The organism is Bacillus sp. CCB-MMP212 (assembly GCF_022748145.1).
Lineage (GTDB): Bacteria > Bacillota > Bacilli > Bacillales > Bacillaceae_G > Bacillus_A > Bacillus_A cereus.
The window spans coordinates 105,352-129,801 of the sequence record NZ_JALDQE010000001.1 but is presented as its reverse complement, the minus strand read 5'-3'; the positions used below and the strand labels follow the sequence as shown (position 1 = coordinate 129,801).

The following is a 24,450-nucleotide window of genomic DNA, read 5'->3' as shown; positions in this document are numbered from 1 at the left end:
GATAGTGCTATAATGATAGGTAGCATGTAAAAATGCTAAAATTTTCAAAAGTACTAATATAGAAAGAGGAGGAGAATCGATTGAGAAAGATATGGGGGATTCTTTTTCTTTGCTTAACATTCATGTTAGTTGGATGTGGTAAAGAAGAAAAACCACAAGAAGCGTTTGATACATATGTAAAAGCGTGGAATAAACAAAAATTTGCAGATATGTATGATCAACTATCAAAAAATGCAAAAAAAGATATTTCAAAGAAAGAATTTACTGAGAAATATGAAAAAATTTATTCTGGTATCGAAGTGAAAGACTTAAAGGTAGAAACAGGGGAAGTAAAAGAAGATAAAAAAGATGAAGGCCCTGTTCCTTTTAAAGTAAGCATGGATACAGTTGGTGGTAAAATTACTTTTGGCCATGAAGCAAAAATGGTGAAAGAAAAAGATGGAGATAAAGAATCTTGGAAAATAGATTGGACTCCTGATTTTATTTTCCCTGGCATGACGAAAGATAGTAAAGTGCGTATGCAGACAACACAGCCAAAACGTGGTGAAATATACGATCGTAATGGAAAAGGTCTTGCAACAAATGGGAAAGCTTCTGAAATCGGATTGATTCCTGAAAAGTTAGGCGATACTGCTCCGCAAACGAAAGAAACAGTAGCGAAGTTATTAAATATGTCTGTAGAAGAAATTGATCAAAAATTAGCTGCTAAATGGGTAAAACCAGGGTATCTCGTACCAATTGGAATTTTGCCTGAAGGGGCAACGCAAAATACGTACATTGATTTACCAGGTGTTTCAACAAAACCTGTAAATGTTCGTACATATCCGTTAGGGGAAGCGGCAGCTCATCTGACTGGTTATATTGGAAAGGTAAATGCTGAAGATTTAAAAACGCTACAAAAGAAAGGCTATCAAGCTGATGACCCAGTTGGTAAAGCTGGTTTAGAGCAAGTATTAGAGGAAAAGCTACGCGGTAAAAAAGGTGGCCGTGTCTTTGTAGAAGATGCGCAAGGAAAAGAAATTAAAAACTTGGCAAAAACAGATGCTGTTGATGGAGAAAATGTAACTTTAACTATTGATAGTGCTGTTCAAGAAAAAACGTATAATGAAATGAAGGGCGAAGCTGGTTCAAGTGCAGCAATCAATCCGAAAAGTGGAGAAACAATTGCACTAGTAAGTAGTCCAGCATATGATCCTAATTTAATTGCACGAGGAACATCGAAAGCGCAACGCGAAGCTTGGAATAATGATCCGAAAAAACCGATGACGAATCGCTTTACACAATTATCGGTACCAGGTTCTGTATTTAAACCAATTACAGCTGCAATTGGTCTTGAAACGAAAACAATCGATCCAAAAGAAGAGTTGAAAATTGAAGGATTAAAATGGACAAAAGATTCTTCTTGGGGTAATTATTATGTAACGCGTGTGAAAGATGCAAATCCGATTGATTTTGATAAGGCGATGAAATACTCGGATAATATTTACTTCGCACAAGAAGCTTTGAAAATCGGAAAAGACAAGTTTATGAGTGAAGCGAAAAAATTCGGATTCGATGAGAAACTACCAATTGAATATGGATTCCCTGCTTCTAAAATTGCAAATGACGGTATTAAAAATGATATTCAAATGGCAGATACAGGATATGGACAAGGACAAGTATTAATGACTCCTCTTCATTTAGCTTTAACGTATGCGCCAATTGTAAATGATGGAACGATTCCATCACCGTATATTATTAAAACAGATAAACAACCAAAAGCTTGGAAAGAAAATGTAATTTCTAAAGGAAATCAGGATATATTAAAAACTGCTATGACGAAAGTAATTAATGATCCGGATGGTACAGGGAAAATTGCTAAGATTGATGGAATGACTCTTGCTGGAAAAACAGGTACAGCGGAATTAAAAGTATCTAAAGAAGCCGAAGGAAAAGAACTAGGCTGGTTCGCTGCATTTGATTTGAATTCGCCAGATATGGTCATTACAATGATGATTGAAGATGTAAAAGGTAGAGGTGGAAGTAACATTCCAGCTGAAAAAGTAAAACATGTTTTTCAAAAATAATATGTAATAAAAGGCTATCTCTATAATTTATAGAGGTAGCCTTTTTGTATGAGAAGTCTTAATATCTGTATACTAAATTTTAGAGAAACAAAATAAATCATTAACTTACGAAAAAAAAGTAGCTATTTTTTATTGACATTGAATAAAACTTTTTGTATTATACTTACATAAGGTAAGTTATTAACTTTTAAAAAACAAATCTTGAATTGAAGATAAAGAGAAAAAAGGGAGAGAATACAATGACAAAAGTACTATTTATCACAGCAAATCCAAATTCAGCAGAAGGTTCTTTCGGAATGGCAGTAGGGGAAGCTTTCATCGAGGCTTATAAAAACGAGCATCCACAAGACGAAGTTGTAACAATTGATCTATTCAATACTACTGTACCAGCAATCGATGCAGATGTATTTGCTGCTTGGGGTAAATTTGCAGCAGGTGAAGGCTTTGAAACTTTAACGGAAGCTCAACAACAAAAAGTAGCAGCAATGAACACAAACTTAGAAACATTTATGCATGCAGATCGTTATGTATTCGTAACTCCAATGTGGAACTTTAGCTATCCACCAGTAGTAAAAGCATACTTAGATAACGTAGCAATCGCAGGTAAAACATTCAAATATACTGAAAATGGTCCAGTCGGCTTATTAGAAGGTAAAAAAGCACTTCACATTCAAGCAACAGGTGGCGTATATTCTGAAGGAGCATACGCAGCTGTAGACTTCGGACGCAATCATTTAAAAACTGTATTAGGATTTGTCGGTGTAAATGATACTGATTATATTGCAGTTGAGGGTATGAATGCAAACCCTGAAAAAGCACAAGAAATTAAAGAAGCGGCAATTGCTAATGCTCGTGAATTAGCAAAACGTTTCTAATATAGAATGCTTAAAAAGTCCAAACACTTGCTGTTTGGACTTTTTTTCTTCTTTTTCCTTCGTTTGTCTAGTATAATGAAGGTCGGAATGATAATAGGTGGGGGTTCTGTATGATTCAAACGTTTTTTAAAATCTTTTATTTAATTTTAATTGTAATTGCGATTACACCGAGAATGTGGCGTCTTAAAAGACAAGTAAATACGATGGCGCCAAAAGAAAAAGATAATGCTGTGTATAAAACGACAAATTGGTTTGGTAAGAAAATGGTACGTGTAGCTGGAGGGACAGTAGAAGTGAAAGGGCTTGAAAATGTTCCGAAAGACAAGCCGGTACTAGTTGTAAGTAATCACCAAAGTAATATGGATATCCCTGTTTTACTAGGTTACTTAAATAAACCAATTGGATTCGTGTCAAAGGCAGAGATTAAAAAGTTCCCAGTTGTACCAACTTGGATGGAACTTATGAATTGTGTATTTATGGATCGTAGCGATCGTCGTCAATCTCTTAAAGCAATTAAAGATGGAATCGAACTATTAAAGAATGGACATTCTATCGTAATTTTCCCAGAAGGAACGAGAAGTAAAGGTGGCGAAGTTGGAGAGTTTAAGGCTGGTAGTTTCCATCTTGCAGTAAAATCAGGTGTAGCAATTTTACCTGTAACGTTAGATGGTACATATAAGATGTTTGAAGCGAATGGAAATCGTATGAAGTCAGCTCATGCAACAGTAACAATTTCTAAGCCGATTACACCTGAAGAGTATGCGAATATGGATATTAAAGAATTAACGAAGCATACACAGGAAGTTATCGCATCACAATTACATAAGTAATAAAAAAGGTTTCAGCTTATAGTAAGCTGAAACCTTTTTTATTATGCTGTAGGTAAGACGTAAAAGAGTACACAGAAGAACATCATCGTACTACCACCTAAAACGAACAGGTGCCATATGGCATGGTTGAAAGGTAGCTTTTCCCAAAGGAAGAATATAGCTCCGACAGAATATAAAATTCCACCTGCTAAAAGTAGTGAAAAACCATGTCCAGTTAGATTTTCATAAAGTGGTTTAATGGCAACGATTATGAGCCAGCCCATAATGATGTAACATAAAGTTGATGCCTTTATAAAGCGACGTACAAAGAAGATTTTGAAGACGATACCTCCGATTGCAAGTGTCCAAATTATAGCAAGCAACGTCCATCCTAATGGGCCACGAAGTGTAATAAGTAGAAAAGGAGTATACGTGCCAGCAATCAATAAGTAAATGGCTGAATGATCTAAAATAGTAAATATTTTTTCTACTTTAGGATGATGAATGCTATGTAGCAATGTTGAAAACAAGTACAGTAAGAACATGCTTACACCATAAACAGTAAATGCGACTACAGCTGATGCGGTACCGTGCTTAGAAGCATGAATAATCAATATGATTAAGGCAGGGATGCTTAAAATGGCACCGATACCATGTGTAATTGCATTTGCAATTTCTTCTTTTACAAATTGGGTCATTCGTGTCATTTTTTCAGTCATAATGCAAATCCTTTCTACTATCATAAAATAATATGTCATTTCCCTTACCATATCATACACAAGAGCAATAGAAAATGAAATTTGTATAATTGATTGTATTTTTGAATTTTTTTGACAAAAGTCAATGGATTTGTTGACGTTTTCAAACTTTTTTGACAAAATAAAATTATGTAATAGTAGGACAAGGAAACTACTAATAAAGGGGATGGGGAAATGTTTTCAAATATTGGCTTTCCAGGGTTAATTTTAATTTTAGTAGCAGTACTCATTTTATTTGGACCTAAAAAATTGCCGGAAATCGGGAAGGCTTTAGGGGAAACGTTAAAAGAGTTTAAAAAATCAACGAAAGAATTGACAGATGACGCATTTCAAGAAAAGGAAAAGAAAGAAAAACTGTAATGTATTTTCCTTGTAATGGATAAATAAAGTGTGGTGAACGAGATGGAAGATCGGGAAATGAGCGTAGTAGAACATATTGTTGAACTTCGAAAAAGAGTAATATATACAGTGTTATCCTTTGTACTATTTTTAATTATTGGATTTACTTTTACAAAGGATATTTATTTTTGGCTTGTAAAAGATTTACCAATGAAATTAACTGTTCTCGGTCCAAGTGATGTATTGTGGATTTTTTTCTCGATTGCTACAGTATTTGCTATCGTTTGTACAATTCCTTTTGCTGCTATACAAATTTGGTTATTTGTAAAACCGGGTTTACATCCAAATGAACAAAAGATGACAATAATGTATATACCGGTATTGTCTATATTATTTATCGCAGGTTTATGTTTTGGATACTTTATTGTAATGCCGTTTCTATTTCACTTTTTAACTACGATAGGTAATGAAATGTTTAATACGATGTTTACGACAGAAAAGTATTTTCATTTTGTACTTAATTTAACAGTTCCATTTGCTGTGATTTTTGAATTGCCAGTCGTTGTAATGTTTTTAACTAGTATTGGAATACTTACGGCGGAATTTTTAATAAAAATAAGAAGGTATGCTTACGTAGCATTAATTATCATTGCATCTTGTATATCACCGCCTGACTTTTTATCTCATAGTTTAGTTGCGGTGCCGCTTATTTGTATTTATGAAGTAAGTATTGCTTTATCAAAGGTTGTAAGTAAGAGGAAAAAGAAAAGAGAAGAAATGCAGTCGAAAAGTGCCTCGTTATAAAGGCACTTTTTTATTTATTTGTTATACTATAGCTATAAACGTATACAATATATAGAAGAAAAAAATTATAGAATCTCCAAAATTTAGACAAACTTTGCGCTTTTATAAGCTTATACTAAATGTATTAAACAATTGATGGATAATGAGATTCCCGTCTCAGAGATATTTAGGACGGGAAGATGGATTAGGTGGAGATGAATAGAGTATAAATCTTCTAGCCATAAGGACTACAGAAATCATATAAGTCTGATTTTACTCCACTTTAAACAACGTCTTACAGCGCAAAGTAGAGGAAGTTCAAAAATCCAATGAAAAAGAGGATTGATATTGTGATTACGAAAAGTTTTTATTTCACTCATTCAACAGGGGATTGTATTAAAATATTCGAAATCCCTGTCCTACAGGCACAGCATCCATTATCGTTTCTAATTCAGTCTCGTCTTCAATTATTTATTGCAAAAATTCAAAAACAAAAACATCCAAGATTTTCATATTCTTTCCGTGAATATTTACAAAATTGTTTGAAGTGGAATGATTATTTAAATGTATATAAAACAAATACTCTTGAAAAAAATGCATGATATAGAGTAGAGACAGGGTTAGGAGCTCTGTCTTTTTCATTTTAGATATAAAAATATAATTAATTTGATGAAATTTCGTTCCAAATTGTTGAAAGCAGTGGGAATACTAGTATAATAACAAGGAGAGCGTATTGGAAAGGGAAGAATATAATATGCAAAAAATTAAAATTGTAACAGATTCAACGGCAGATTTATCACAAGAGGTAATCGAGAAGTATGACATTCATGTTCTACCATTATCAATCTCTGTAAATGGACAAACATATTTAGATCGCGTTGATCTACAACCAGATGAATTTATTGAAGAAATGATTAAATCAGAGGAACTACCAAAAACATCACAACCTGCAATGGGTACATTTGTAGAAATGTACGACAAGTTAGGTGAAGATGGAAGTGAAGTACTTTCCATTCATATGACAAGTGGAATGAGTGGTACTGTAGCAACTGCAAATAGTGCTGCATCAATGACCGATACAAAAGTAACAGTTGTTGATTCTCAATTTATTACACATGCTTTAGCATATCAAGTGATTGAAGCTGCAAAAATGGCAAATGAAGGACGCTCACTAGAAGAAATTTTAAAACGTGTAGATGAAGTAAGAAAGAATACTCGTTTATATGTAGTAGTAGATACATTAGAAAACTTAGTGAAGGGTGGACGTATCGGTAAAGGAAAGGCGTTTATCGGTTCGCTGCTTAATATAAAGCCAATTGCTAGTCTTGAAGATGGTGTTTATAATCCTGTAACGAAAGTTCGTAGCCAAGGCCAAATTGTAAAAACATTAGCTAAGTTATTTGAGCAAGATACAGCTGGAAAAGTTGTAAAGGCTGTTGCAATTCCGCATGCGAAAGCAATTCCTTTAGCTGAAAGTATGAAAGTGGCGGTTGAAAAAGTGAGTGGGTTTGCTCAATCAGAAATTTTCTATACAACGCCTATAATTAGTACTCATACAGGTCCAGGTGCAATCGGATTTATGTATTTAGCAGAGTAATAAAAAAGCTACTTGAAAATATATTTCAAGTAGCTTTTTTATGTAAATAGAAAGTAAGAAATAAGCAGAGCTATACAGGCACTACCGCTAATGATATAGCGAGTCTGTAAATATTCATTCATAGATAACACCCTTTATCCTGCTATTTGCGGACAGTAAAACTCCCACCTCAAAATTTAGCTGGAGCAAAGAGGTTAGGTGGCGGGCTGTCCGTAAAAGCCCGATTGGTGAAGGTTAATAATCAGTGGGGATAAAGAAACTCCCACTGATTAAAGTTTCATTATAGGATTTTCTATATTATATGTTGGATATAGAAAATCAGTCGTTACGTTACACATGTAAAGTTTCAATTTTTTCATTTACTTGCTTATCATTTGTTGCGTTACTATAAATAAAAGTTTGGCCTAAAAAGAGTACATGCAGTTGTTCCCATGGTAACATGCGCAAATTCCAATTATTTCGAAGTCTAGTTATTGCTTCACGAGGTGTTTCATCGGCGAGTGCAAAAGCTCCGTAATGCATCGGTATAAAATGCGTAGCGTTTAAATCTAAATAAGCTTGCACAGCTTCTTCAGGTGAAACATGAGATACTTTCATAAACCATTCTGGTTCATAAGCGCCAATGGGCATAAGAGCAATATCAATTAAAAAGCGTTCACCAATTTCTTTGAAACCTTGGAAATAGCCACTGTCGCCACAAAAATATATGGTTTCCATAGTCGTTTCATTATCAATAATCCATCCGCCCCAGTGAGACGTATTCATATCAAATAAGAATCTTCTCGTCCAGTGCTGAGCAGGTACGAAGTGAAAAGAAACTTCATTAATTATCGTACTTTCCCACCATTTATACTCTTCTACATGTTTAAATTTCTTACGAGTAAATAATTTTTTTAATCCAATAGGTACAAGATATAGAACATCATCATTCAACTGACGAAGAGTTGAAAAATCTAAATGATCATAATGACCATGTGAAATAAGGACAATATCAATTTTAGGTAGTGCTTCTATAGAAAGTCCAGGTTCTGTAAGTCTTGGAACTAGCTTTAATTTATTGGCCCATACTGGATCTGTTAATATATTAAGTCCATTCGTTTGGATAAGAAAAGTAGAATGCCCAATCCACGTGATAGTCGTTTTTTCAACATTACTTTGCAAAAATGCACTTTGTTTAACGGGTGATTGTTCTACTAAGAAAGAAAAATCCTTTTTGTTTTGCTTTCGTTCTTTACGCCAGCGTAAAAAAGAGCGAATTGATTTTTTTGTACTAACATTATCCATATTTTCATAGCGCTTTGCCATGAACATCACCTCATTTACAATCGTTGTATTTGTATTGTACCGAAATGTTGTTAAGGAATACAGTGTAAAACATGGATTAATGTTTAAGGAATTGTTAAAAAATAGGGAGAGATATTTACAAAAGTAACAATAAAATTAGTTTTATCAATTCTATTTATAGAAATAATAGTAAAAAAATATATTTTGTCTAGTAATTCGCTTGAAATAAAGAAGTAACATACGTAAATTCGTACGATTTCGTGAACAAATGTAGTAAACAATTTTCTCGTAGTGTTAACTTTTGTTATTATAAACATAACCTATTTAAATTTAGGATAGAGAAAAGAGGTTTATAAATGAAGCGTTATCAAAAAATAATTGGTCTTATGGTTGTATTTTGTCTCTTTGTACTTGCTGGATGTAGTGAATCAGGTTCAAAGCTTCGTAAACCATTAAATTGGGATTTAGAAACTTTCCAATTTACAAATCAAGATGGAAAGCAATTTGGTACAAAAGATTTAAAAGGGAAAGTTTGGGTTGCAGATTTTATGTTCACAAATTGTCAAACAGTTTGTCCACCAATGACTGCAAATATGGCCAAGCTGCAAAAGATGGCAAAAGAAGAGAAGATAGACGTTCAGTTTGTTTCATTTAGTGTAGATCCAGACCTTGATAAACCAGAAAATCTGAAAGCTTTTATTCAAAAGTTTACAGAGGATACTAGTAACTGGAATTTATTAACGGGATATTCGTTAGAAGATATCACGAAGTTTTCAAAAGATAATTTCCAATCACTTGTAGATAAGCCGGAGAATGGTCAGGTCATGCATGGTACATCATTTTATTTAATTGATCAAAACGGAAAAGTAATGAAAAAGTATAGTGGCATTAGTAATACGCCATACGAAGACATTATACGTGATATGAAGCGATTAGTGGATTAAAAATAAGGGTGCATAGCACCCTTATTTTTTTGCATTAGTCTATGGATAAAATGTCATGTTGTTGGGGAAGTTTCGGCGCCCGAATTTCTAATACGCCGTTTTGATAAGAAGCTTTTGCTGCTTTTTTATTAATTGAATACGGCAACTTAATCAATCTTGATGCTTCTGAAATGGAACGTTCCCGGCGATAATAGTTATGGGATGTTTCTTCTTCTTCTTCTTCGAGTATCTCTTCTTTTACAGAGACTTTTAAGTATTCATTTTGTATTTCAATTTGAATTTGCTCTTTTTGTATACCTGGTAGTTCAGCTGTAACAACGAGTTCTTCACCAACTTCATATAAATCTACAGGGAATGTTAATAAACGGTTTCCTTTTTGGAAAAAATGATTTAAATCAGCGATTACATTGCGAAGAGGTGTTTGCTCGAAGAAATCATCAATTTGCTTTAAGTAATTACGAACCGGTGGGCGAGAAGAATCTTTTTTTTCTTCACTCATGGTATTCCCTCCTAGAAATCAATTTGCAATATCATATGACAAAAGCGGAGAAAGGTGAGTGCCTAGTTTTCATGTTTTCATAAAAAATTGTTAAAAATGTGAAATGGAGTGATTTTTTTATAGTTTTTGGTCGCCATATTCAGTTGATTATGCTAGTATAAATAGGGTTGATATAGTAGTATAGAAACAGAATGAAAACCGAAAGAGGGTAAGAAGTATGTGTGGTTTTGTAGGATGTTTATGTGAAAACCCTAGAGAGTTTTCAGAAACAGAAAAACATCAATTTGAAAATATGAACACGATGATTTTCCACCGTGGTCCAGATGACGAAGGATATTTTCGTGATGAACATGTACAATTTGGCTTCCGCCGTTTAAGTATCATTGACTTAGAGGCAGGACATCAGCCGCTAACTTATGAAAATGATCGATATGTAATTATTTTTAATGGTGAAATTTACAACTATGTAGAATTACGTGAAATGTTACTTGAAAAAGGTGCAACGTTTGCAACACAATCTGATACAGAAGTTATCATTGCATTGTATGCACATATGAAAGAAAAATGTGTAGACTATCTTCGTGGTATGTTTGCATTTATGATTTGGGATCGTGAAGAGAAGAAACTTTTCGGTGCACGTGACCACTTCGGTATTAAACCTTTATACGTTGCACAACAAGGTGATACTACATTCTTCGCATCTGAGAAGAAAAGTATTATGCATGTGATGGAAGATAAAGGAGTTAATCCAACGTCACTACAACATTACTTTACGTACCAATATGGTCCAGAGCCAGAAACATTAACAATTGATGTTAATAAAATCGAGCCTGGTCATTATTTCGTAAAAGAAATCGGTAAAGAGATGGAGATCCATCGCTACTGGAAACCTTATTTCAATGCTTCAAGCGCAACGAAAGAGGAGCATATCCAAGCAATTCGTGATGTGTTATACGATTCAGTAAAAGTGCATATGCGCAGTGATGTACCAGTAGGTTCATTCTTATCTGGTGGTATCGATTCATCTATTATCGCTTCTATCGCAAGAGAAATGAATCCAAATCTTTTAACATTCTCTATTGGTTTTGAACAACGTGGTTTCAGTGAAGTTGATGTTGCCAAAGAAACTGCTGAGAAATTAGGCGTTAAAAACCATAACGTCTTCATTTCAGCGAAAGAGTTTATGGATGAGTTCCCAAAAATCATTTGGCATATGGATGATCCTTTAGCAGATCCAGCAGCTGTACCATTGTACTTCGTTGCAAAAGAAGCACGTAAGCATGTAACAGTTGTTCTTTCAGGTGAAGGTGCAGACGAGCTATTTGGTGGTTATAACATTTATCGTGAGCCAAACTCACTAAAAATGTTCTCTTACATTCCTAGCCCAGGTAAGAGCGTTCTAAAAGCATTAAGTGGTGCTCTTAAAGAAGGATTTAAAGGTAAGAGCTTCCTAGAGCGTGGATGTACGCCAATTGAAGAGCGTTACTATGGAAACGCGAAAATCTTCCGTGAAGAAGAGAAAGTTGAATTAATGAAGTATTACAATGAAAGTGTTAACTATATGGATATCACGAAACCATTGTATAACGAGATTAAAGATTATGATGATGTAAGCAAAATGCAGTACATTGACATGTTCACATGGTTACGTGGTGACATTTTATTAAAAGCTGATAAAATGACAATGGCAAACTCATTAGAACTTCGTGTACCGTTCTTAGATAAAGAAGTATTCGATGTTGCATCTAAAATTCCAACTGAATTTAAGATTGCTAACGGAACTACGAAAGCTATTTTACGTGAAGCAGCACGCGGAATCGTTCCAGATCACGTATTAGATCGTAAAAAACTTGGATTCCCAGTACCAATTCGTCACTGGTTAAAAGACGAAATGCATGATTGGGCTATCAATATTATAAACGAGAGTAAAACAGAGCATTTAATCGACAAACAGTATGTATTAAACTTACTGGAAGCACATTGTGCAGATAAAGGCGATTATAGCCGTAAAATTTGGACTGTCCTTGCGTTTATGGTATGGCACCAAATTTATGTTGAGCATAAATACGATACGAATAAGTTCCATGAAGAAACAAAACGTGCGTATAGCTTAGTTTAATTAGAAAAACCTTAAGATCGCATACGGTCTTAAGGTTTTTTTCATAAATAGGAAGTATTATTGATACAATAATAGTAAAAGGATGGACAACATATGATTACGTTTGAGAAAGTTAATGTAGAAAATGAAAGCGTTGTTAAAGAAATGTTTAAATCGCATAGTTTAGGTGAGAAAAAGGTACAGTACTGTGTGAAAGTTGATGATACATATATTGGTGTAATAGATTATAGTGTTCAAGAGGAACGAGCTGTTTTATCACAGCTAATTATTCATTTTGATTACCAAGGTTACGGTTATGGTGCAAATACGTATTTTACATTTGAAGAAATGATGAAACAAAGAAATGTGAAAGAAATAAAAGTGCTACAAGAGGAATTAAAAGAAAAGGCGAAGTCTTTCATAGAGAGTTTTGGTTTTACTTCAGAAGATGAAGAGTATGTAAAGAAAATATAACGATGATTACTTATGCGATAAAATAAATATAAGGCAGGTGGATGTATGACGATGACTTCTGGTCTTGTATTAATTGGAGGGTGCTTTATAGTAGCAGAATTATGTCATATACTCATTCGGAAAAGAATGAGTAAGAAAAAAAAGCCGTATGAATTACAATACGTCCCTGTCTTTTTCATTATGTTTTGTATGCTTAGTACATTACAAAATCTAATGAACTTTCCACCACTTGTGAATGTTTTTTTAAAGTTCGGTTTACTTTATAGTGGTGCTGGAATAACACTTTTATTTATTTTATTTTGCATACGTTATGTTCACTATCAATCGTATATATTTATTTTAAATTGGTTAAAGCAAGATGATAGAAAACGCCTTACATAAGGCGTTTTTTTTATTTGTAATTGTAACAGAACTTGTACATTTCACATAAAATAGGACGAGTAGCAATGCAAACATATTACAAGAAAGGGGCGGGGCAATAAAATGAAACTTGTTATAGACGCAGGGCACGGTGGATATGATTCTGGTGCTGTTGGTAATGGTTTAGTAGAAAAAAACTTAACACTTCAAATTGCTAGACGCGTTCGAGACATTTTAACGGTAAATTACCCAATTACAATTAAAATGACACGTGATAGTGATGTGTTTATTTCTTTATCGGAACGTGCTAATATTGCCAATGCTTTTGGTGCGGATTATTTTATTTCATTTCATATTAATAGCGGCGGGGGTACAGGTTTTGAAAGCTATATTTATAATGCGTTATCCAACAGCAGCACTGCATATGCAAAGCAACAAAAGATGCATACAGCAGTAAATCCTGTATTAACAAAATACGGTCTTCGTGATCGAGGAGCAAAAAAAGAAAATTATGCGGTATTAAGAGAAACCGCAATGGATGCAATTTTAACTGAGACTGCCTTTATTGATACAACGTTTGATGCAAATTTATTAAAAAATCCACAATTTATTGAAGATCTAAGTCAAGCGTATGCGAATGGAATAGCGGCTATTTTTGGAGTATCTCCAAATCCACAACCTCCTAACCCACAACCGACACCTCAAACGAAGGGAATCGCTTATATCCTTGGGAAAAATGTAAATTTAAGAAATGGTCCATCAACTTCTTCCTCAGTTATTCGTCAATTAAATTCTCCAGAATCTTACGTTGTATATCAGGAAAGTAACGGATGGTTAGATTTGGGGAATGGACAATGGGTGTATAATGATCCTTCTTACATTAATTTTGTAAAGACAAGTAACAGTGATGGAAGTCCGATTGGGGTTGCATATATACAAGGGATGAATGTAAATTTAAGAAGTGGTCCATCAACTACATCTGCAGTTATCCGCCAATTAAATTCTCCAGAATCTTATTTAGTATATATAAATGAAAATGGTTGGTTAAACCTTGGTGGAAAGCAGTGGGTATATAATGATCCATCGTATATTAAGTATACTCAATATTAGCAATTAAAATGATAATGCAATATGGATGCGTATCTTTGTTATGTATAACAAGGGTACGCATTTTAATAACAACATTTATTTTCATACTTATGCACTATGTTTTAAAAAGAAACATTAGAAAAGCGGATAGAATCTAAATAGTATATATTAAAAAAGTTTTCTGATATACATTGACAATGTATGTAGGATACATTAATCTTTAATTGTTAATGATAATCGATTTCATCTAGGGAGGACATATGATACATACTAAAAAACTAATTATGTTCTGCATTATGATACTCATGGTTGTAATTGCAGGATGTAGTAAAGAAGAGAAAAAGGAAAATGATATATCAGCGAAAGCAAAAGATTCATATACGGTAAAGCATGCAATGGGCGAAACGACAGTAAATGGTACACCTAAAAAAGTTGTTGTTTTAACGAATGAAGGTGCAGAGGCTCTTCTAGCTGTGGGCGTAACTCCAGTGGGGACTACAAAACCACGTGCTGGTGATGAATGGTATCCTCATGTAGCGAAAGAGTTAAAAAATACGGAAGTTGTAGGAACTGAACGTGATATTAATTTAGAGGCTGTAATGAAGCTTAAGCCAGATTTAATTATCGGAAATAAAATGCGTCACGAAAAAATATATGATCAGCTAAAAGAAATCGCACCAACTGTTTATGCAGAAACATTACGCGGTGATTGGAAAGAAAACTTTACGCTTTATACAAAAGCTGTAAATAGAGAAAAAGAAGGGCAAAAAGCTCTTGATGATTATAAAAAACGTATTGAAGGAATGAAAGAGAAGTTAGGAGATAAATTGAATTCTAAAGTTTCTATTATTCGTTTCGTGCCAGGTGATGTTCGTATTTATCAAAAAAACTCATTCTCGGGAGTTGTTTTAAATGATATTGGATTTAAACGACCACCATTACAAGATAAAGATGATTTTGCGATAAAAGGAATTACAAAAGAGCAAATTCCAAATATGGACGGAGACTACTTATTCTATTTCACGTCTGATAAAGATGCAGATAAGAATAATGAAGGAAATTCGTTAGCAAAGGAATGGACAGAAGATCCACTCTTTAAGCAACTACAGGCTTCTAAAAATAATAAAGTATTCCAAGTAGATGAGGTAATCTGGAATACAGCAGGCGGTATTAAAGCTGCGAACCTTATGTTAGATGATATTGAAAAATATTTCCTTAAATAAATGATAAAATACATCACTTTTACGAAGTGATGTATTTTTCATTTGTGAAAATACAGAAAATTCCTTCTTTCGGGGTGACATAAGTTGTACAATAAAATCAATCATGTGATAAAGGAGTGGGGAAGAATGAAAGCTACTCATAAAGATTGGATCTTGTTTAATGGGAGAATGATTAATACGAAGGAAGAACAGCCGATGGTCGCATTAGAAGAGCGCGGTTTCCAATTTGGTGATGGTATTTATGAAGTATTTAGACTATACGATGGCAAGCCTCATTTATTAGATTTACATTTAGAACGATTCTTTAACTCTATGGCAGAAATAAAACTAATTCCACCATTTACGAAGGAAGAATTAGTAGAAGAGTTATATCAAATGATTGAAAAAAATCAATTTCAAGAAGATGGAAATGTATATTTACAAATATCAAGAGGTGCACAACCGCGCAATCATGTATATGAATCAGATTTACAACCGACATATTTTGCAAATCTTGTTTCGTTCCCAAGACCAGTTGCTTCAATGGAGGCAGGGATTAAGGTAACAGTAGAAGAGGACATCAGGTGGAAGTTTTGCCATATAAAATCTTTAAATTTGCTTCCTAATATCATGATCAAAAACAAAATAAATGAACAAGGGTATCAAGAAGCAATATTAGTACGAGGTGGTATTGTGACTGAAGGATGTCATTCCAATTTCTTTATCGTGAAAAATAATAAGTTAATTACACATCCAGCGGATCATTTCATTTTACATGGTATTACACGTCACTACGTGATTACATTAGCGACAGAGTTACATATCGAAGTAGAAGAACGAGAGTTTTTATTACAAGAAGTATATGAAGCTGATGAGTGCTTCTTTACAGCGACGCCACTTGAAATATTCCCAGTCGTTCAAATTGGTGATGAACAGTTTGGAGCTGGTGAAAGAGGACCAATTACGAAAAAATTACAAGCTGCATATGAAGAGAGTATTCGTTTGTTTAAAGTGACAAATTAATCATGAAGAAAAAAGCTGGTATTCTTCCGGCTTTTTTTCATGATATAATTCAAGCATAGGACAAGTTTTGAAAACGCTGTAAAAAGGGGATTTAATATATGAATTATGAAGATTTTAAAGAAGTAATTCACGGAAGACGAAGTGTTAGAAAGTTTACAGATCAAGAAGTATCTACTAATGATATAAAAGAAATAATTGATTGTGCGCGTTACGCACCGAGTGATACGAATTCACAGACGTGGGAATTCTTAGTTATTATGAATCGAGAGAAGATTAAAGAAATTGAACAAATGACATGGGATGCATTACATAAACTTGCGGCAAAAGCAGCAGAAAATGGAGAAGAGAAAGCAGGGAAATTACTTACACGTTCTTTCGGACCATATGCAACAGCTTTCTCGGAGGCACCAGTATTAATCGTATGTTTGGCAACACCATATGAATCAAAGTTCCGTGAAAAGATATTTGATCCAATTGCTTTTGTTCCAGATTCAGTTTGGGAAGAAGAAGGGATTAAGAGTAGCTGTTTAGCGGCACAAAACTTAATGTTAGCTGCACATGCAAAGGGACTTGGTACTTGTCCAATGACAGGGCCAGTATTGCTAGCTCAAGATGAACTGCGCCAATATTTACAAATTGAGCCTGAAAAACAAATAAATATGGTTATTTCACTAGGATTTCCGAAAGATAAGCCAAAAAAACTTCCAAGAAAAGAAGTAGAAGAAATCACAACATTTGTTTTTTAAAGTGCTACATAGAAAAGACATTGGACATATCAATGTCTTTTTATTTTTGAGCGGGTATTATATCGATTTGTTGGGCTAAAATGATAAATAAGAAGGAATTACTATTTATTTCATAAAAAAAATTAATGTTCTATTAAGGAAAGTATGATACATTAATCGTGAGCAAGCTTCTATATGTTCATAAAAGTTTTAAAAGTTGTCTTAAAATTTAAAAGTTATTTTTGTATAATAAATTATAATCAAATGACAGGGGGGATGAATTTTGAAAAAATTCATAATCACTGGATTGTCTGTATTGTTATTAGTAGGTTGCGGTGCTCCACAGGAAAAAGAGGACGCGCAATCAAAACAGGAAGAACAAGTTGTAAACGCAAGTGATGAGAATATGGTTGTATTTCCTGAAGGTGCAATGTCAATTGGAGAAGGGAAAGTAAAAGTTATTACTCCAGATGGTACTTCTGAAAATGGCAATATACCGACTGTATTCATTAAAAAGGATACTTTAATTCAGCAAGTTGAATTAGAACTTTCTAATTTTCAAAGTGATAAAGAAACCTTCATATTTGTAGATCAAATGTATACAGATAGACATCAAGTAACTAGTACAACGCAGACAACAGTACAATTAAAAGAAAAGACGCTTGAAACAGGTAGTCATACGATTACTGCAGTTCAGTATGAAAACAATGACCCGAAAGGAAAGGTTATTAGTTTTAATCAAGCAACATTTGAGACAAAGCCTGCGTCTTAATAAGAATAAAAAGTACATTACTCAAAAAAGTAGTGTGCTTTTTTATTTGGACTAGAGTGTGCAAGAGTAAATAACTTGTTTCGTTTTCTAATACGATTAAATAGGAAGAAATCACTTGCTACTACTATGACAGAGAAAGAGGTTGAAGATGTAAATCGGTGTATTCGTATCGTCTTGATTAGTATAATGATGGCAGTAATTTGGTTTACGATACAAGAGGTGATTCAAATTACGTTTAATTACCAAATTCATGACTTAGTAATAGGAGCTAGTTGTTTTACCATTGTGTATCTATTATATCCCGCATTTATGGGCAGTAAGACCTCGCCTTAAAAATCGGTATATGTGAGGAGATTAGGTGGGAGATCAACTGTCCGATTGGTTTAACTAATAATCATTGGAGATGAACAAACTCTCCAATGATTAAAGTTTCACTTTATGATAAACTCGAATTAAGGTAAGTTTTACAAGAAAAATGTAGGTATTTCATTTGAAATGTCGAATAGTACATACGATGTCGTAATAACAAATTTTCTATTGTTTACTGTGAAACAGAAGAAGGAGAGATAGTAGTTATGAAACGAGCTCTTATTAATATTGATTATACATATGATTTTGTAGCGGAAAAAGGTGCTTTAACTTGCGGAAAACCAGGTCAAGAAATTGAGAAGGAAATTGTACATATAACGACGCAATATATTGAAAATGGAGATTACGTTGTCTTTGCGATTGATAAACATGAAAAAAATGATGTATATCATCCAGAATCAAAATTATTCCCACCCCATAATATAGCTGGTACAAGTGGAAGAGATTTGTTTGGGGAATTACAAGATGTATACGAAACATATAATAATGCTGAAAATGTATATTACATGGATAAAACACGATATAGTGCATTTGCAGGAACCGACTTAGAAATGAAGTTAAGAGAAAGAGGAATAGAAGAAGTTCATCTTGTAGGTGTTTGTACTGATATTTGTGTTCTTCACACAGCAGTAGACGCTTATAATAAAGGATTTAAAATTGTTGTTTATGAAAAGGCAGTTGCATCTTTTAATGCGCAAGGGCATGAATTTGCACTTGGACATTTTAAATCTTGTTTACATGCAGAAGTGAAATGAAAAAGAGGCCTTTAAAAAGGTCTCTTTTTTGCGTTTAAACTGAGACGACATTTTGTTCAATTAATTTTTTTATGAATGGGCTAATATTTTGTGGTAGCTCATTTACATTAAAAAATTGTACATGTAATGATTCGACTCCATCAGCTTTTAGCAAGCCACCTGTAATATCTTTGCAAAGGTAAGCGATTGTTATAGGGGAAAATTCATCTCCGTTCGGTAAATTCACAAAACATTCTTTACCTGAAAACACAGTTGCTAGCTGAAGTGTACCAATTTCGATTCCGGTTTCTTCAAGTACTTCTCGTCTTCCAGCTGCTTCTATAGATTCACCAAGTTCTACAAAACCTCCTGGAACGCCCCACATGCCATTTCACCTTTGTTGTAGTAGTATTTGTCCTTGTTCATTGAAAACAGCTACCGCAACGCCTGCTAAATTAAGCGGTCTTGATCCAACAACTTCGCTTAGTTCTTCAATATATCCCATTGCTTGTAACCCTCGTGAGTAATAATATTTTCAAATGAACTATTCGATATCATGTAAATATTTCCCTTTATTAGGGTGGGTTGTGTAGTCTTAAAGTGAAGTCATAAAAAAATTCAATTGCTAGCTCCCTTTAGGTTATGAAAAAGGGTATATTTATAGAAGAATGTCTAATGAATTTTAAAAATATAGCAGCTTTGTATAGAATTTTTATTAGTTAAGGAAGTGGATGGATGAGTTTATTAACGTATACTGAAGAATTTTTTAATTATGTAAGGGAGTTTTTACTTTTAAGATTTTTACTATTTGCTTTAGTTTTAATCATTATTTCGTTTGTAATAAACCGTATTATTGATTGGTTTTTTAGGAAATCAAGCTTTTTTGATGAAGAGGTAGAGCAGACGATTCAAAGTGTAATTCGATCTATTTTTAGATATATTATTATCATCAGTCTTATCATATATTTAATTAGCCAATTTGTAGATATAAAAAGTATTATTGCAGGTGCAGGGATAGCTGGAGTTGTCATCGGTTTTGCAGCACAACAGATGCTAAAAGATGTAATATTAGGCTTTGCAAGATTAGCGGACAAAGAGTTTCGAGTTGGTGATTTTGTAACTTTTAACGGAACAAATTCAGGAACTATTGAAGAGATTAGTATTCGTTTTATGCAAATACGTGAATGGTCAGGAAAACTACTTACCATCCCGCACGGAGAGATTAGAACGATACAAAATTTTAATAAAGGATGGATGCGTGTAATTGAACGCATCACGGTAAGTTATCAGGAAGATCCAACAAGAGTGAAGGAATTGTTAGAAGAAGTATGTGTTATATGCAATGAAAAATTGGATCAAACTCTTTATAGAGTAGAGGATGACGCTGTTGAACCATTTAAATACGTCGGTGTTACAGACTTAAATCCTAACTTGAAATATGTTGGCTATGAATTTTGTATTACAGGTTTAATAAAGCCAGAAGATTATTTTGAAACTTCTAGACAAGTAAGATTTGAATTAATGTCTATGTTTCATAAGAATCAAGTGCAAATGCCAGCAGCGAATATGGTTGTTACTACTGAAAATTTACAGCATATCCATGGTGGAAAATCTTTATCGGACAGCTAAAGTAGAATCGTTTGTTAACAAAAATTCTGATTCCAACATTGGATAGAATAACAATAATAAAATGATTGATATAAAGAAAGGGCTGAAGAGATTTGGTTCTTTTTTTATTTATAGAATTTAGAAATTTCTTAATGTTATAATTGTAGTTGGTGATGAGAATGAACTTTGAAGAAAAAGAGATGCATCGTTTAGAAGCATTAAAAGAAATTGCTGAATTATTAAATGAAGCAACAAACTTACAGGATATGTTAGAAAAAGTGTTGCATACATTGTTACAAGTAATGAATTTACAAACAGGGTGGATATTCTTTATTGATGAAAGTGGAAAGCATAGCATGCTTGTAGACGAAAATTTACCAGAGGCTCTTACGTGGCAAGAGAAGAAGCCGATGTGTGAAGGAAACTGTTGGTGTGTAGAACGTTTTGTGAATGGGAGATTAGAAAAAGCGACTAATATTATTGAATGTAAGCGAATAGAAGATGCAATTGAATGTAATTGGGGAGAGACAGAAGATGTTACACATCATGCGACAATTCCGCTTAGGTCTGGATCAGAAAAATTTGGTCTACTAAATGTGGCTGCGCCTCATAAGACTCATTTTTCAGAGGAAGAGTTAGCATTATTAGAATCAATTGCATTTCAAATTGGAACGACAATACAACGTATTCAGTTAGTTGAGAAAGAACGTAAATATGTAGTGGTAGCGGAAAGAAATCGACTTGCACGTGATTTGCATGATTCAGTAAAACAATTGTTATTTTCTATTATGCTAACAGCGAAAGGTACTCTGAATATGACGCAAGATAGAGAATTGCAAGAGATGTTAAGTTATATTGGAGAATTATCACAAGAAGCATTACAAGAGATGACTCTATTAATTTGGCAATTAAGACCTGAAGGATTAGAGAAAGGGTTAGCAGAAGCAATTCAAAATTACGGGAAGTTATTAGGAGTTCAAGTGGAAGTTCGAATTGATGGGATGGTTTCAATTGGGGATGAAATAGAAGAAGTTTTATGGCGTATTAGCCAAGAGGCGCTACATAATTGTAAAAAGCATGCTTCGTGTGAAAAGGTATATGTTCTTTTGAAAATAGAAAATAACCAGTTACATTTTTACATAGAAGATAATGGAATAGGATTTATACAAGAGCAAGTAAGGGAGTCAGCACTTGGCCTGAAAAGTATGAAGGAACGTATTCAGTTAATGAAGGGGTCGTTTCAAATTATAACAGAGCTGAGAAAGGGTACAAAAATAGAAATTCAATTGCCGATTTGAAGGGGAGAATAAGATTGAAGATTAAATTGCTACTAGTTGAGGATCATCATATCGTTCGAAGAGGACTTGTATTCTTTTTGAAAACGAGAGAAGAATTTGAAATTATTGGGGAAGCGGAAAATGGCGAAGAGGCATTACATTTCGTGCAAAAAGAAAGACCGGATGTCGTACTAATGGATGTATCGATGCCGAAAATGGATGGAATTGAGGCAACAAAATGTCTAAAGCAATACGATGAGACGATAAAGGTACTTATATTAAGTAGTTTTTCAGAGCAAGATTATGTTCTACCAGCACTTGAAGCTGGAGCAGATGGTTATCAATTAAAAGAAGTACAACCTGAGCAACTTGTCGCTTCTATTATTGCAGTACATCAAGGAAATGCGAATTTTCACCCGAAAGTAACACCTGCATTAATGGGGCGTACCGCAGTAAAGAAGGAAATAGAAAATCCTTTTTCAATGTTAACGAAAAGAGAGCAAGAGGTACTTCGCGAAATTGCGAAAGGAAGAAGCAACAAGGAGATTGCAGCAGAACTTCATATTACAGAACAAACTGTAAAAACACACGTTTCAAACGTTTTAGCTAAATTGGAAGTGGATGATCGTACGCAAGCCGCATTATACGCAGTGAAACATGGGGAGAATTATTCATAAGTATGAATAATTCTGTTACATCGTATGACAGAATACATAGGAGCAATTAAAATCTATAGTAATCCCTAATATAGGTTTTTCTTCTTTCAATAATTAGGTACAATAAAGTTAAACTAATCGGTTTTTACAGGATAAAGCTACGATAGAAGAGGAGGATATGCTATGCCTGGTACAAGGAGTGGGATTGGAAAGATTCAGGCTTCGTTGAATGGTTTATCACCGAAATTGCGAAGTATTGCCGAACATATTTTGAAACATCCACAAGATGTTGTACATAAATCTATTACAGAATTAGCTGAAGTTACGAGTAGTTCCGAAGCGACGATATTCCGCTTATGTAAACACCTTGGTTTGCAAGGTTTTCAAGATTTAAAGATTACATTAGCTCGTGAAATTGTACATACACCGATGCAAAATATTCATGAAGAGGTATCAGCAGAAGATAGTATGGTAACTGTTGCTAAAAAAGTTTTTCATTCGCATATTACAGGACTGCAAGATACTTTACATTTGCTAAATGAAACAGCACTTGAGCAGGCTGTACGAGCTTTGCAAGAAGTAAGTCGAATTGAGTTTTATGGAAATGGTGGCTCTGGTATTATTGCGATGGATGCGTATCATAAGTTTATGAGAACGGGTATTTCTTGTATCGCTCATACTGATTCGCATTTTCAAATTATGGGAGCAGGTTTACTCTCGGAAAATTCAGTTGTTATTGGCATTTCTCATTCTGGTAGCAATAAAGGGTTACTTGAAGCGTTAGAAGTAGCGAAAGCAAGAGGGGCCAAAATTATTGCGATTACGAGCTATAAGAAATCAGCATTAAGTCAACTTGCTGATATTACGTTATATACATCAACACGTGAGACTGAGTTCCGCACAGAAGCAAGTTCATCACGATTAGCACAGTTAAGCTTATTAGATACTTTGTATGTAGGGTTGTCGTTGCAGCGACAAGAAGAAACACTAAAAAATTTACAAAGTATACGTGAAACGATTTCGATGAAGCGAATATAAAAAAAGCTCTTCAAATGAAGTGCTTTCAGACTGTAGACAAACTATTTTTGGAGAGTTCAAATGCTAAAAAAATAGTTTGTCTCTTGTTTTATTGATAATTTATCCGATTATATTTATATATAGTAATTATTATATTGAAATTTACTATAGGCGAGGAAGGTGTCTTATGAAAATATCTGTTTATGTTGCAAGTGCATTTAGCAAGGATCATAAAGGCGGAAATAAAGCAGGAGTGGTATTTATTGAGAATACAAATACATTGACCACTACTCAAAAAAAGACAATAGCGAAACAACTGGGTTATGCGGAAACCGCATTTATATCAGAATCTGAAATTGCTGATTATAAATTTGAGTATTTTACTCCAAAAGAAGAAGTTGATTTATGTGGTCATGCCACAATTGGCTCTTTCGCGATACTGATGCATTTAAATAAAATTTTCAAGAATCGCTATACGATTGAAACGAACAGCGGTGTTCTTACTATTACCATAACAGATGACATCATATTCATGGAACAAAATAAACCGATATTCTATGATGTTGTATCTCCAAATGAGTTCACCGACTGTTTTGACATTAAAGATATAGACAATAAATACCCAATCCAAATTGTCTCCACGGGCTTAAAAGATATTTTAATTCCTATAAAAAGCGAAACACAATTACATGCACTGCAACCTAATTTTGAAAAAATTAAAGAAATCAGCAAGTATTATAATGTTGTTGGGATGCATCTATATACTTTTAATGACAATCGAATTATATGCAGAAATTTTGCTCCACTATACGACATTAATGAAGAAGCAGCGACTGGAACTTCAAACGGTGCATTAGCTTGCTACCTTTATGAACAGCACTATTTGCAAAAAGAAGTCTATGTATTTGAACAAGGTTATTCTTTACACTCGCCTTCCGAAATATTAGTTAAATTAGCAACCAATAGCAAAAATAAAATAGAAAAAGTTTATGTTGGCGGTAAAGGCTATTACTGTGAAACTAAGTGTTTAAATATAGAAAATATTGAGTGAAGAGCTTTTTTATCGATGAGAAGTTTGTTACTTTATTTTCT

The 24,450-nt window shown here is 33.8% G+C and carries 26 protein-coding genes and 1 pseudogene; 23 read left to right on the top strand and 4 right to left on the bottom strand.

The window, feature by feature from the left end:
• Window positions 1-80: 80 nt before the first annotated feature.
• From pbpC to MRP26_RS00625, 3 genes are all read left to right on the top strand, one after another.
• A complete protein-coding gene (gene pbpC / locus MRP26_RS00635) occupies window positions 81-2,066 on the top strand; it encodes a penicillin-binding protein 3 (protein ID WP_016098466.1) in 1,986 nt (661 codons plus the stop codon).
• 239 nt (window positions 2,067-2,305) lie between these two features.
• The gene (locus tag MRP26_RS00630) at window positions 2,306-2,941 is read left to right on the top strand and encodes an FMN-dependent NADH-azoreductase (RefSeq protein WP_000170028.1); all 636 of its coding nucleotides are present in this window, start codon (window positions 2,306-2,308) and stop codon (window positions 2,939-2,941) included.
• 110 nt (window positions 2,942-3,051) lie between these two features.
• Window positions 3,052-3,771, top strand: a complete 720-nt coding sequence (locus tag MRP26_RS00625; protein WP_000616582.1) for a lysophospholipid acyltransferase family protein — start codon at window positions 3,052-3,054, stop codon at window positions 3,769-3,771.
• A gap of 41 nt (window positions 3,772-3,812) precedes the next feature.
• Here the strand turns inward: MRP26_RS00625 and trhA are convergent, their stop codons facing one another.
• A complete protein-coding gene (trhA, locus tag MRP26_RS00620) occupies window positions 3,813-4,469 on the bottom strand; it encodes a PAQR family membrane homeostasis protein TrhA (protein ID WP_000136890.1) in 657 nt (218 codons plus the stop codon).
• Between the two features lie 213 nt (window positions 4,470-4,682).
• Between trhA and MRP26_RS00615 the strand changes: the two genes are divergently transcribed.
• From MRP26_RS00615 to MRP26_RS00600, 4 genes are all read left to right on the top strand, one after another.
• Window positions 4,683-4,868 carry a twin-arginine translocase TatA/TatE family subunit gene (locus tag MRP26_RS00615; protein WP_000492442.1) on the top strand — a complete coding sequence of 62 codons (186 nt, stop codon included), beginning with the start codon at window positions 4,683-4,685 and terminating at the stop codon, window positions 4,866-4,868.
• Window positions 4,869-4,910: 42 nt separating this feature from the next.
• Window positions 4,911-5,651 carry a twin-arginine translocase subunit TatC gene (tatC, locus tag MRP26_RS00610; protein WP_000390119.1) on the top strand — a complete coding sequence of 247 codons (741 nt, stop codon included), beginning with the start codon at window positions 4,911-4,913 and terminating at the stop codon, window positions 5,649-5,651.
• Window positions 5,652-5,980: 329 nt separating this feature from the next.
• Window positions 5,981-6,232 (top strand): DUF2535 family protein, encoded by a 252-nt coding sequence (locus MRP26_RS00605; RefSeq protein ID WP_000629012.1) that lies wholly within the window; start codon window positions 5,981-5,983, stop codon window positions 6,230-6,232.
• Window positions 6,233-6,384: 152 nt separating this feature from the next.
• Window positions 6,385-7,227 carry a DegV family protein gene (locus MRP26_RS00600; protein WP_069356630.1) on the top strand — a complete coding sequence of 281 codons (843 nt, stop codon included), beginning with the start codon at window positions 6,385-6,387 and terminating at the stop codon, window positions 7,225-7,227.
• Window positions 7,228-7,557: 330 nt separating this feature from the next.
• Here the strand turns inward: MRP26_RS00600 and MRP26_RS00595 are convergent, their stop codons facing one another.
• The gene (locus tag MRP26_RS00595; protein ID WP_069355522.1) at window positions 7,558-8,532 is read right to left on the bottom strand and encodes an MBL fold metallo-hydrolase; all 975 of its coding nucleotides are present in this window, start codon (window positions 8,530-8,532) and stop codon (window positions 7,558-7,560) included.
• Between the two features lie 335 nt (window positions 8,533-8,867).
• Between MRP26_RS00595 and MRP26_RS00590 the strand changes: the two genes are divergently transcribed.
• Window positions 8,868-9,455: an SCO family protein gene (locus MRP26_RS00590; RefSeq protein ID WP_000833332.1), complete on the top strand. Its 588-nt coding sequence runs from the start codon at window positions 8,868-8,870 to the stop codon at window positions 9,453-9,455.
• A gap of 34 nt (window positions 9,456-9,489) precedes the next feature.
• Here the strand turns inward: MRP26_RS00590 and MRP26_RS00585 are convergent, their stop codons facing one another.
• Window positions 9,490-9,954, bottom strand: coding sequence for an Hsp20/alpha crystallin family protein (locus MRP26_RS00585; protein WP_242805832.1), 465 nt, complete (start codon window positions 9,952-9,954; stop codon window positions 9,490-9,492).
• 217 nt (window positions 9,955-10,171) lie between these two features.
• Between MRP26_RS00585 and asnB the strand changes: the two genes are divergently transcribed.
• The 10 genes from asnB to MRP26_RS00535 all read left to right on the top strand — a co-directional run bounded on the left by asnB (window position 10,172) and on the right by MRP26_RS00535 (window position 18,821).
• On the top strand, window positions 10,172-12,073 hold the full coding sequence (gene asnB, locus MRP26_RS00580; RefSeq protein WP_000333826.1) for an asparagine synthase (glutamine-hydrolyzing): 1,902 nt from the start codon (window positions 10,172-10,174) through the stop codon (window positions 12,071-12,073).
• Window positions 12,074-12,166: 93 nt separating this feature from the next.
• A complete protein-coding gene (locus tag MRP26_RS00575; RefSeq protein ID WP_242805831.1) occupies window positions 12,167-12,526 on the top strand; it encodes a GNAT family N-acetyltransferase in 360 nt (119 codons plus the stop codon).
• A gap of 51 nt (window positions 12,527-12,577) precedes the next feature.
• Complete coding sequence (locus MRP26_RS00570) at window positions 12,578-12,907, top strand: hypothetical protein (RefSeq protein WP_000200465.1); 330 nt, start codon at window positions 12,578-12,580, stop codon at window positions 12,905-12,907.
• Between the two features lie 102 nt (window positions 12,908-13,009).
• On the top strand, window positions 13,010-13,996 hold the full coding sequence (locus tag MRP26_RS00565; protein ID WP_075719999.1) for an N-acetylmuramoyl-L-alanine amidase: 987 nt from the start codon (window positions 13,010-13,012) through the stop codon (window positions 13,994-13,996).
• A 239-nt stretch (window positions 13,997-14,235) separates the two neighbouring features.
• The gene (locus MRP26_RS00560) at window positions 14,236-15,198 is read left to right on the top strand and encodes an ABC transporter substrate-binding protein (protein ID WP_053564604.1); all 963 of its coding nucleotides are present in this window, start codon (window positions 14,236-14,238) and stop codon (window positions 15,196-15,198) included.
• A gap of 126 nt (window positions 15,199-15,324) precedes the next feature.
• On the top strand, window positions 15,325-16,200 hold the full coding sequence (gene dat / locus MRP26_RS00555) for a D-amino-acid transaminase (RefSeq protein WP_242805830.1): 876 nt from the start codon (window positions 15,325-15,327) through the stop codon (window positions 16,198-16,200).
• A 98-nt stretch (window positions 16,201-16,298) separates the two neighbouring features.
• Window positions 16,299-16,946: a nitroreductase family protein gene (locus tag MRP26_RS00550; RefSeq protein WP_053564602.1), complete on the top strand. Its 648-nt coding sequence runs from the start codon at window positions 16,299-16,301 to the stop codon at window positions 16,944-16,946.
• Between the two features lie 262 nt (window positions 16,947-17,208).
• Window positions 17,209-17,697 carry a putative periplasmic lipoprotein gene (locus MRP26_RS00545; RefSeq protein WP_000713495.1) on the top strand — a complete coding sequence of 163 codons (489 nt, stop codon included), beginning with the start codon at window positions 17,209-17,211 and terminating at the stop codon, window positions 17,695-17,697.
• Between the two features lie 126 nt (window positions 17,698-17,823).
• Window positions 17,824-18,030: a hypothetical protein gene (locus tag MRP26_RS00540; RefSeq protein WP_242806009.1), complete on the top strand. Its 207-nt coding sequence runs from the start codon at window positions 17,824-17,826 to the stop codon at window positions 18,028-18,030.
• A gap of 242 nt (window positions 18,031-18,272) precedes the next feature.
• Complete coding sequence (locus MRP26_RS00535; RefSeq protein ID WP_242805829.1) at window positions 18,273-18,821, top strand: cysteine hydrolase family protein; 549 nt, start codon at window positions 18,273-18,275, stop codon at window positions 18,819-18,821.
• A gap of 34 nt (window positions 18,822-18,855) precedes the next feature.
• On the opposite strand, the pseudogene MRP26_RS00530 reads toward MRP26_RS00535, so the two are convergent.
• Window positions 18,856-19,305 (bottom strand): annotated as a pseudogene (locus MRP26_RS00530) (NUDIX hydrolase).
• A gap of 230 nt (window positions 19,306-19,535) precedes the next feature.
• Here MRP26_RS00530 and MRP26_RS00525 point away from each other — a divergent pair.
• The 5 genes from MRP26_RS00525 to MRP26_RS00505 all read left to right on the top strand — a co-directional run bounded on the left by MRP26_RS00525 (window position 19,536) and on the right by MRP26_RS00505 (window position 24,409).
• Window positions 19,536-20,429: a mechanosensitive ion channel family protein gene (locus tag MRP26_RS00525; protein WP_069355526.1), complete on the top strand. Its 894-nt coding sequence runs from the start codon at window positions 19,536-19,538 to the stop codon at window positions 20,427-20,429.
• Window positions 20,430-20,587: 158 nt separating this feature from the next.
• Complete coding sequence (casK, locus tag MRP26_RS00520; RefSeq protein ID WP_069355527.1) at window positions 20,588-21,706, top strand: two-component system sensor histidine kinase CasK; 1,119 nt, start codon at window positions 20,588-20,590, stop codon at window positions 21,704-21,706.
• A gap of 14 nt (window positions 21,707-21,720) precedes the next feature.
• Window positions 21,721-22,362, top strand: a complete 642-nt coding sequence (casR, locus tag MRP26_RS00515) for a two-component system response regulator CasR (protein WP_242805828.1) — start codon at window positions 21,721-21,723, stop codon at window positions 22,360-22,362.
• 162 nt (window positions 22,363-22,524) lie between these two features.
• Complete coding sequence (locus MRP26_RS00510) at window positions 22,525-23,379, top strand: MurR/RpiR family transcriptional regulator (RefSeq protein WP_069355529.1); 855 nt, start codon at window positions 22,525-22,527, stop codon at window positions 23,377-23,379.
• A gap of 166 nt (window positions 23,380-23,545) precedes the next feature.
• Entirely contained in the window at window positions 23,546-24,409 is an 864-nt protein-coding gene (locus MRP26_RS00505; protein ID WP_088023295.1) for a PhzF family phenazine biosynthesis protein, read from the top strand.
• Window positions 24,410-24,450: the final 41 nt, after the last annotated feature.

Excerpts from the sequence above, each read along its gene's own strand:
- MRP26_RS00630 (WP_000170028.1), top strand. The coding sequence starts at position 2,306 with ATGACAAAAGTACTATTTATCACAGCAAATCCAAATTCAGCAGAAGGT.
- MRP26_RS00625 (WP_000616582.1), top strand. The coding sequence starts at position 3,052 with ATGATTCAAACGTTTTTTAAAATCTTTTATTTAATTTTAATTGTAATT.
- trhA (WP_000136890.1), bottom strand. The coding sequence starts at position 4,469 with ATGACTGAAAAAATGACACGAATGACCCAATTTGTAAAAGAAGAAATT.
- MRP26_RS00615 (WP_000492442.1), top strand. The coding sequence starts at position 4,683 with ATGTTTTCAAATATTGGCTTTCCAGGGTTAATTTTAATTTTAGTAGCA.
- tatC (WP_000390119.1), top strand. The coding sequence starts at position 4,911 with ATGGAAGATCGGGAAATGAGCGTAGTAGAACATATTGTTGAACTTCGA.
- MRP26_RS00600 (WP_069356630.1), top strand. The coding sequence starts at position 6,385 with ATGCAAAAAATTAAAATTGTAACAGATTCAACGGCAGATTTATCACAA.
- MRP26_RS00595 (WP_069355522.1), bottom strand. The coding sequence starts at position 8,532 with ATGGCAAAGCGCTATGAAAATATGGATAATGTTAGTACAAAAAAATCA.
- MRP26_RS00590 (WP_000833332.1), top strand. The coding sequence starts at position 8,868 with ATGAAGCGTTATCAAAAAATAATTGGTCTTATGGTTGTATTTTGTCTC.
- MRP26_RS00585 (WP_242805832.1), bottom strand. The coding sequence starts at position 9,954 with ATGAGTGAAGAAAAAAAAGATTCTTCTCGCCCACCGGTTCGTAATTAC.
- asnB (WP_000333826.1), top strand. The coding sequence starts at position 10,172 with ATGTGTGGTTTTGTAGGATGTTTATGTGAAAACCCTAGAGAGTTTTCA.
- MRP26_RS00575 (WP_242805831.1), top strand. The coding sequence starts at position 12,167 with ATGATTACGTTTGAGAAAGTTAATGTAGAAAATGAAAGCGTTGTTAAA.
- MRP26_RS00570 (WP_000200465.1), top strand. The coding sequence starts at position 12,578 with ATGACTTCTGGTCTTGTATTAATTGGAGGGTGCTTTATAGTAGCAGAA.
- MRP26_RS00565 (WP_075719999.1), top strand. The coding sequence starts at position 13,010 with ATGAAACTTGTTATAGACGCAGGGCACGGTGGATATGATTCTGGTGCT.
- MRP26_RS00560 (WP_053564604.1), top strand. The coding sequence starts at position 14,236 with ATGATACATACTAAAAAACTAATTATGTTCTGCATTATGATACTCATG.
- dat (WP_242805830.1), top strand. The coding sequence starts at position 15,325 with ATGAAAGCTACTCATAAAGATTGGATCTTGTTTAATGGGAGAATGATT.
- MRP26_RS00550 (WP_053564602.1), top strand. The coding sequence starts at position 16,299 with ATGAATTATGAAGATTTTAAAGAAGTAATTCACGGAAGACGAAGTGTT.
- MRP26_RS00540 (WP_242806009.1), top strand. The coding sequence starts at position 17,824 with ATGACAGAGAAAGAGGTTGAAGATGTAAATCGGTGTATTCGTATCGTC.
- MRP26_RS00535 (WP_242805829.1), top strand. The coding sequence starts at position 18,273 with ATGAAACGAGCTCTTATTAATATTGATTATACATATGATTTTGTAGCG.
- MRP26_RS00525 (WP_069355526.1), top strand. The coding sequence starts at position 19,536 with ATGAGTTTATTAACGTATACTGAAGAATTTTTTAATTATGTAAGGGAG.
- casK (WP_069355527.1), top strand. The coding sequence starts at position 20,588 with ATGAACTTTGAAGAAAAAGAGATGCATCGTTTAGAAGCATTAAAAGAA.
- MRP26_RS00510 (WP_069355529.1), top strand. The coding sequence starts at position 22,525 with ATGCCTGGTACAAGGAGTGGGATTGGAAAGATTCAGGCTTCGTTGAAT.
- MRP26_RS00505 (WP_088023295.1), top strand. The coding sequence starts at position 23,546 with ATGAAAATATCTGTTTATGTTGCAAGTGCATTTAGCAAGGATCATAAA.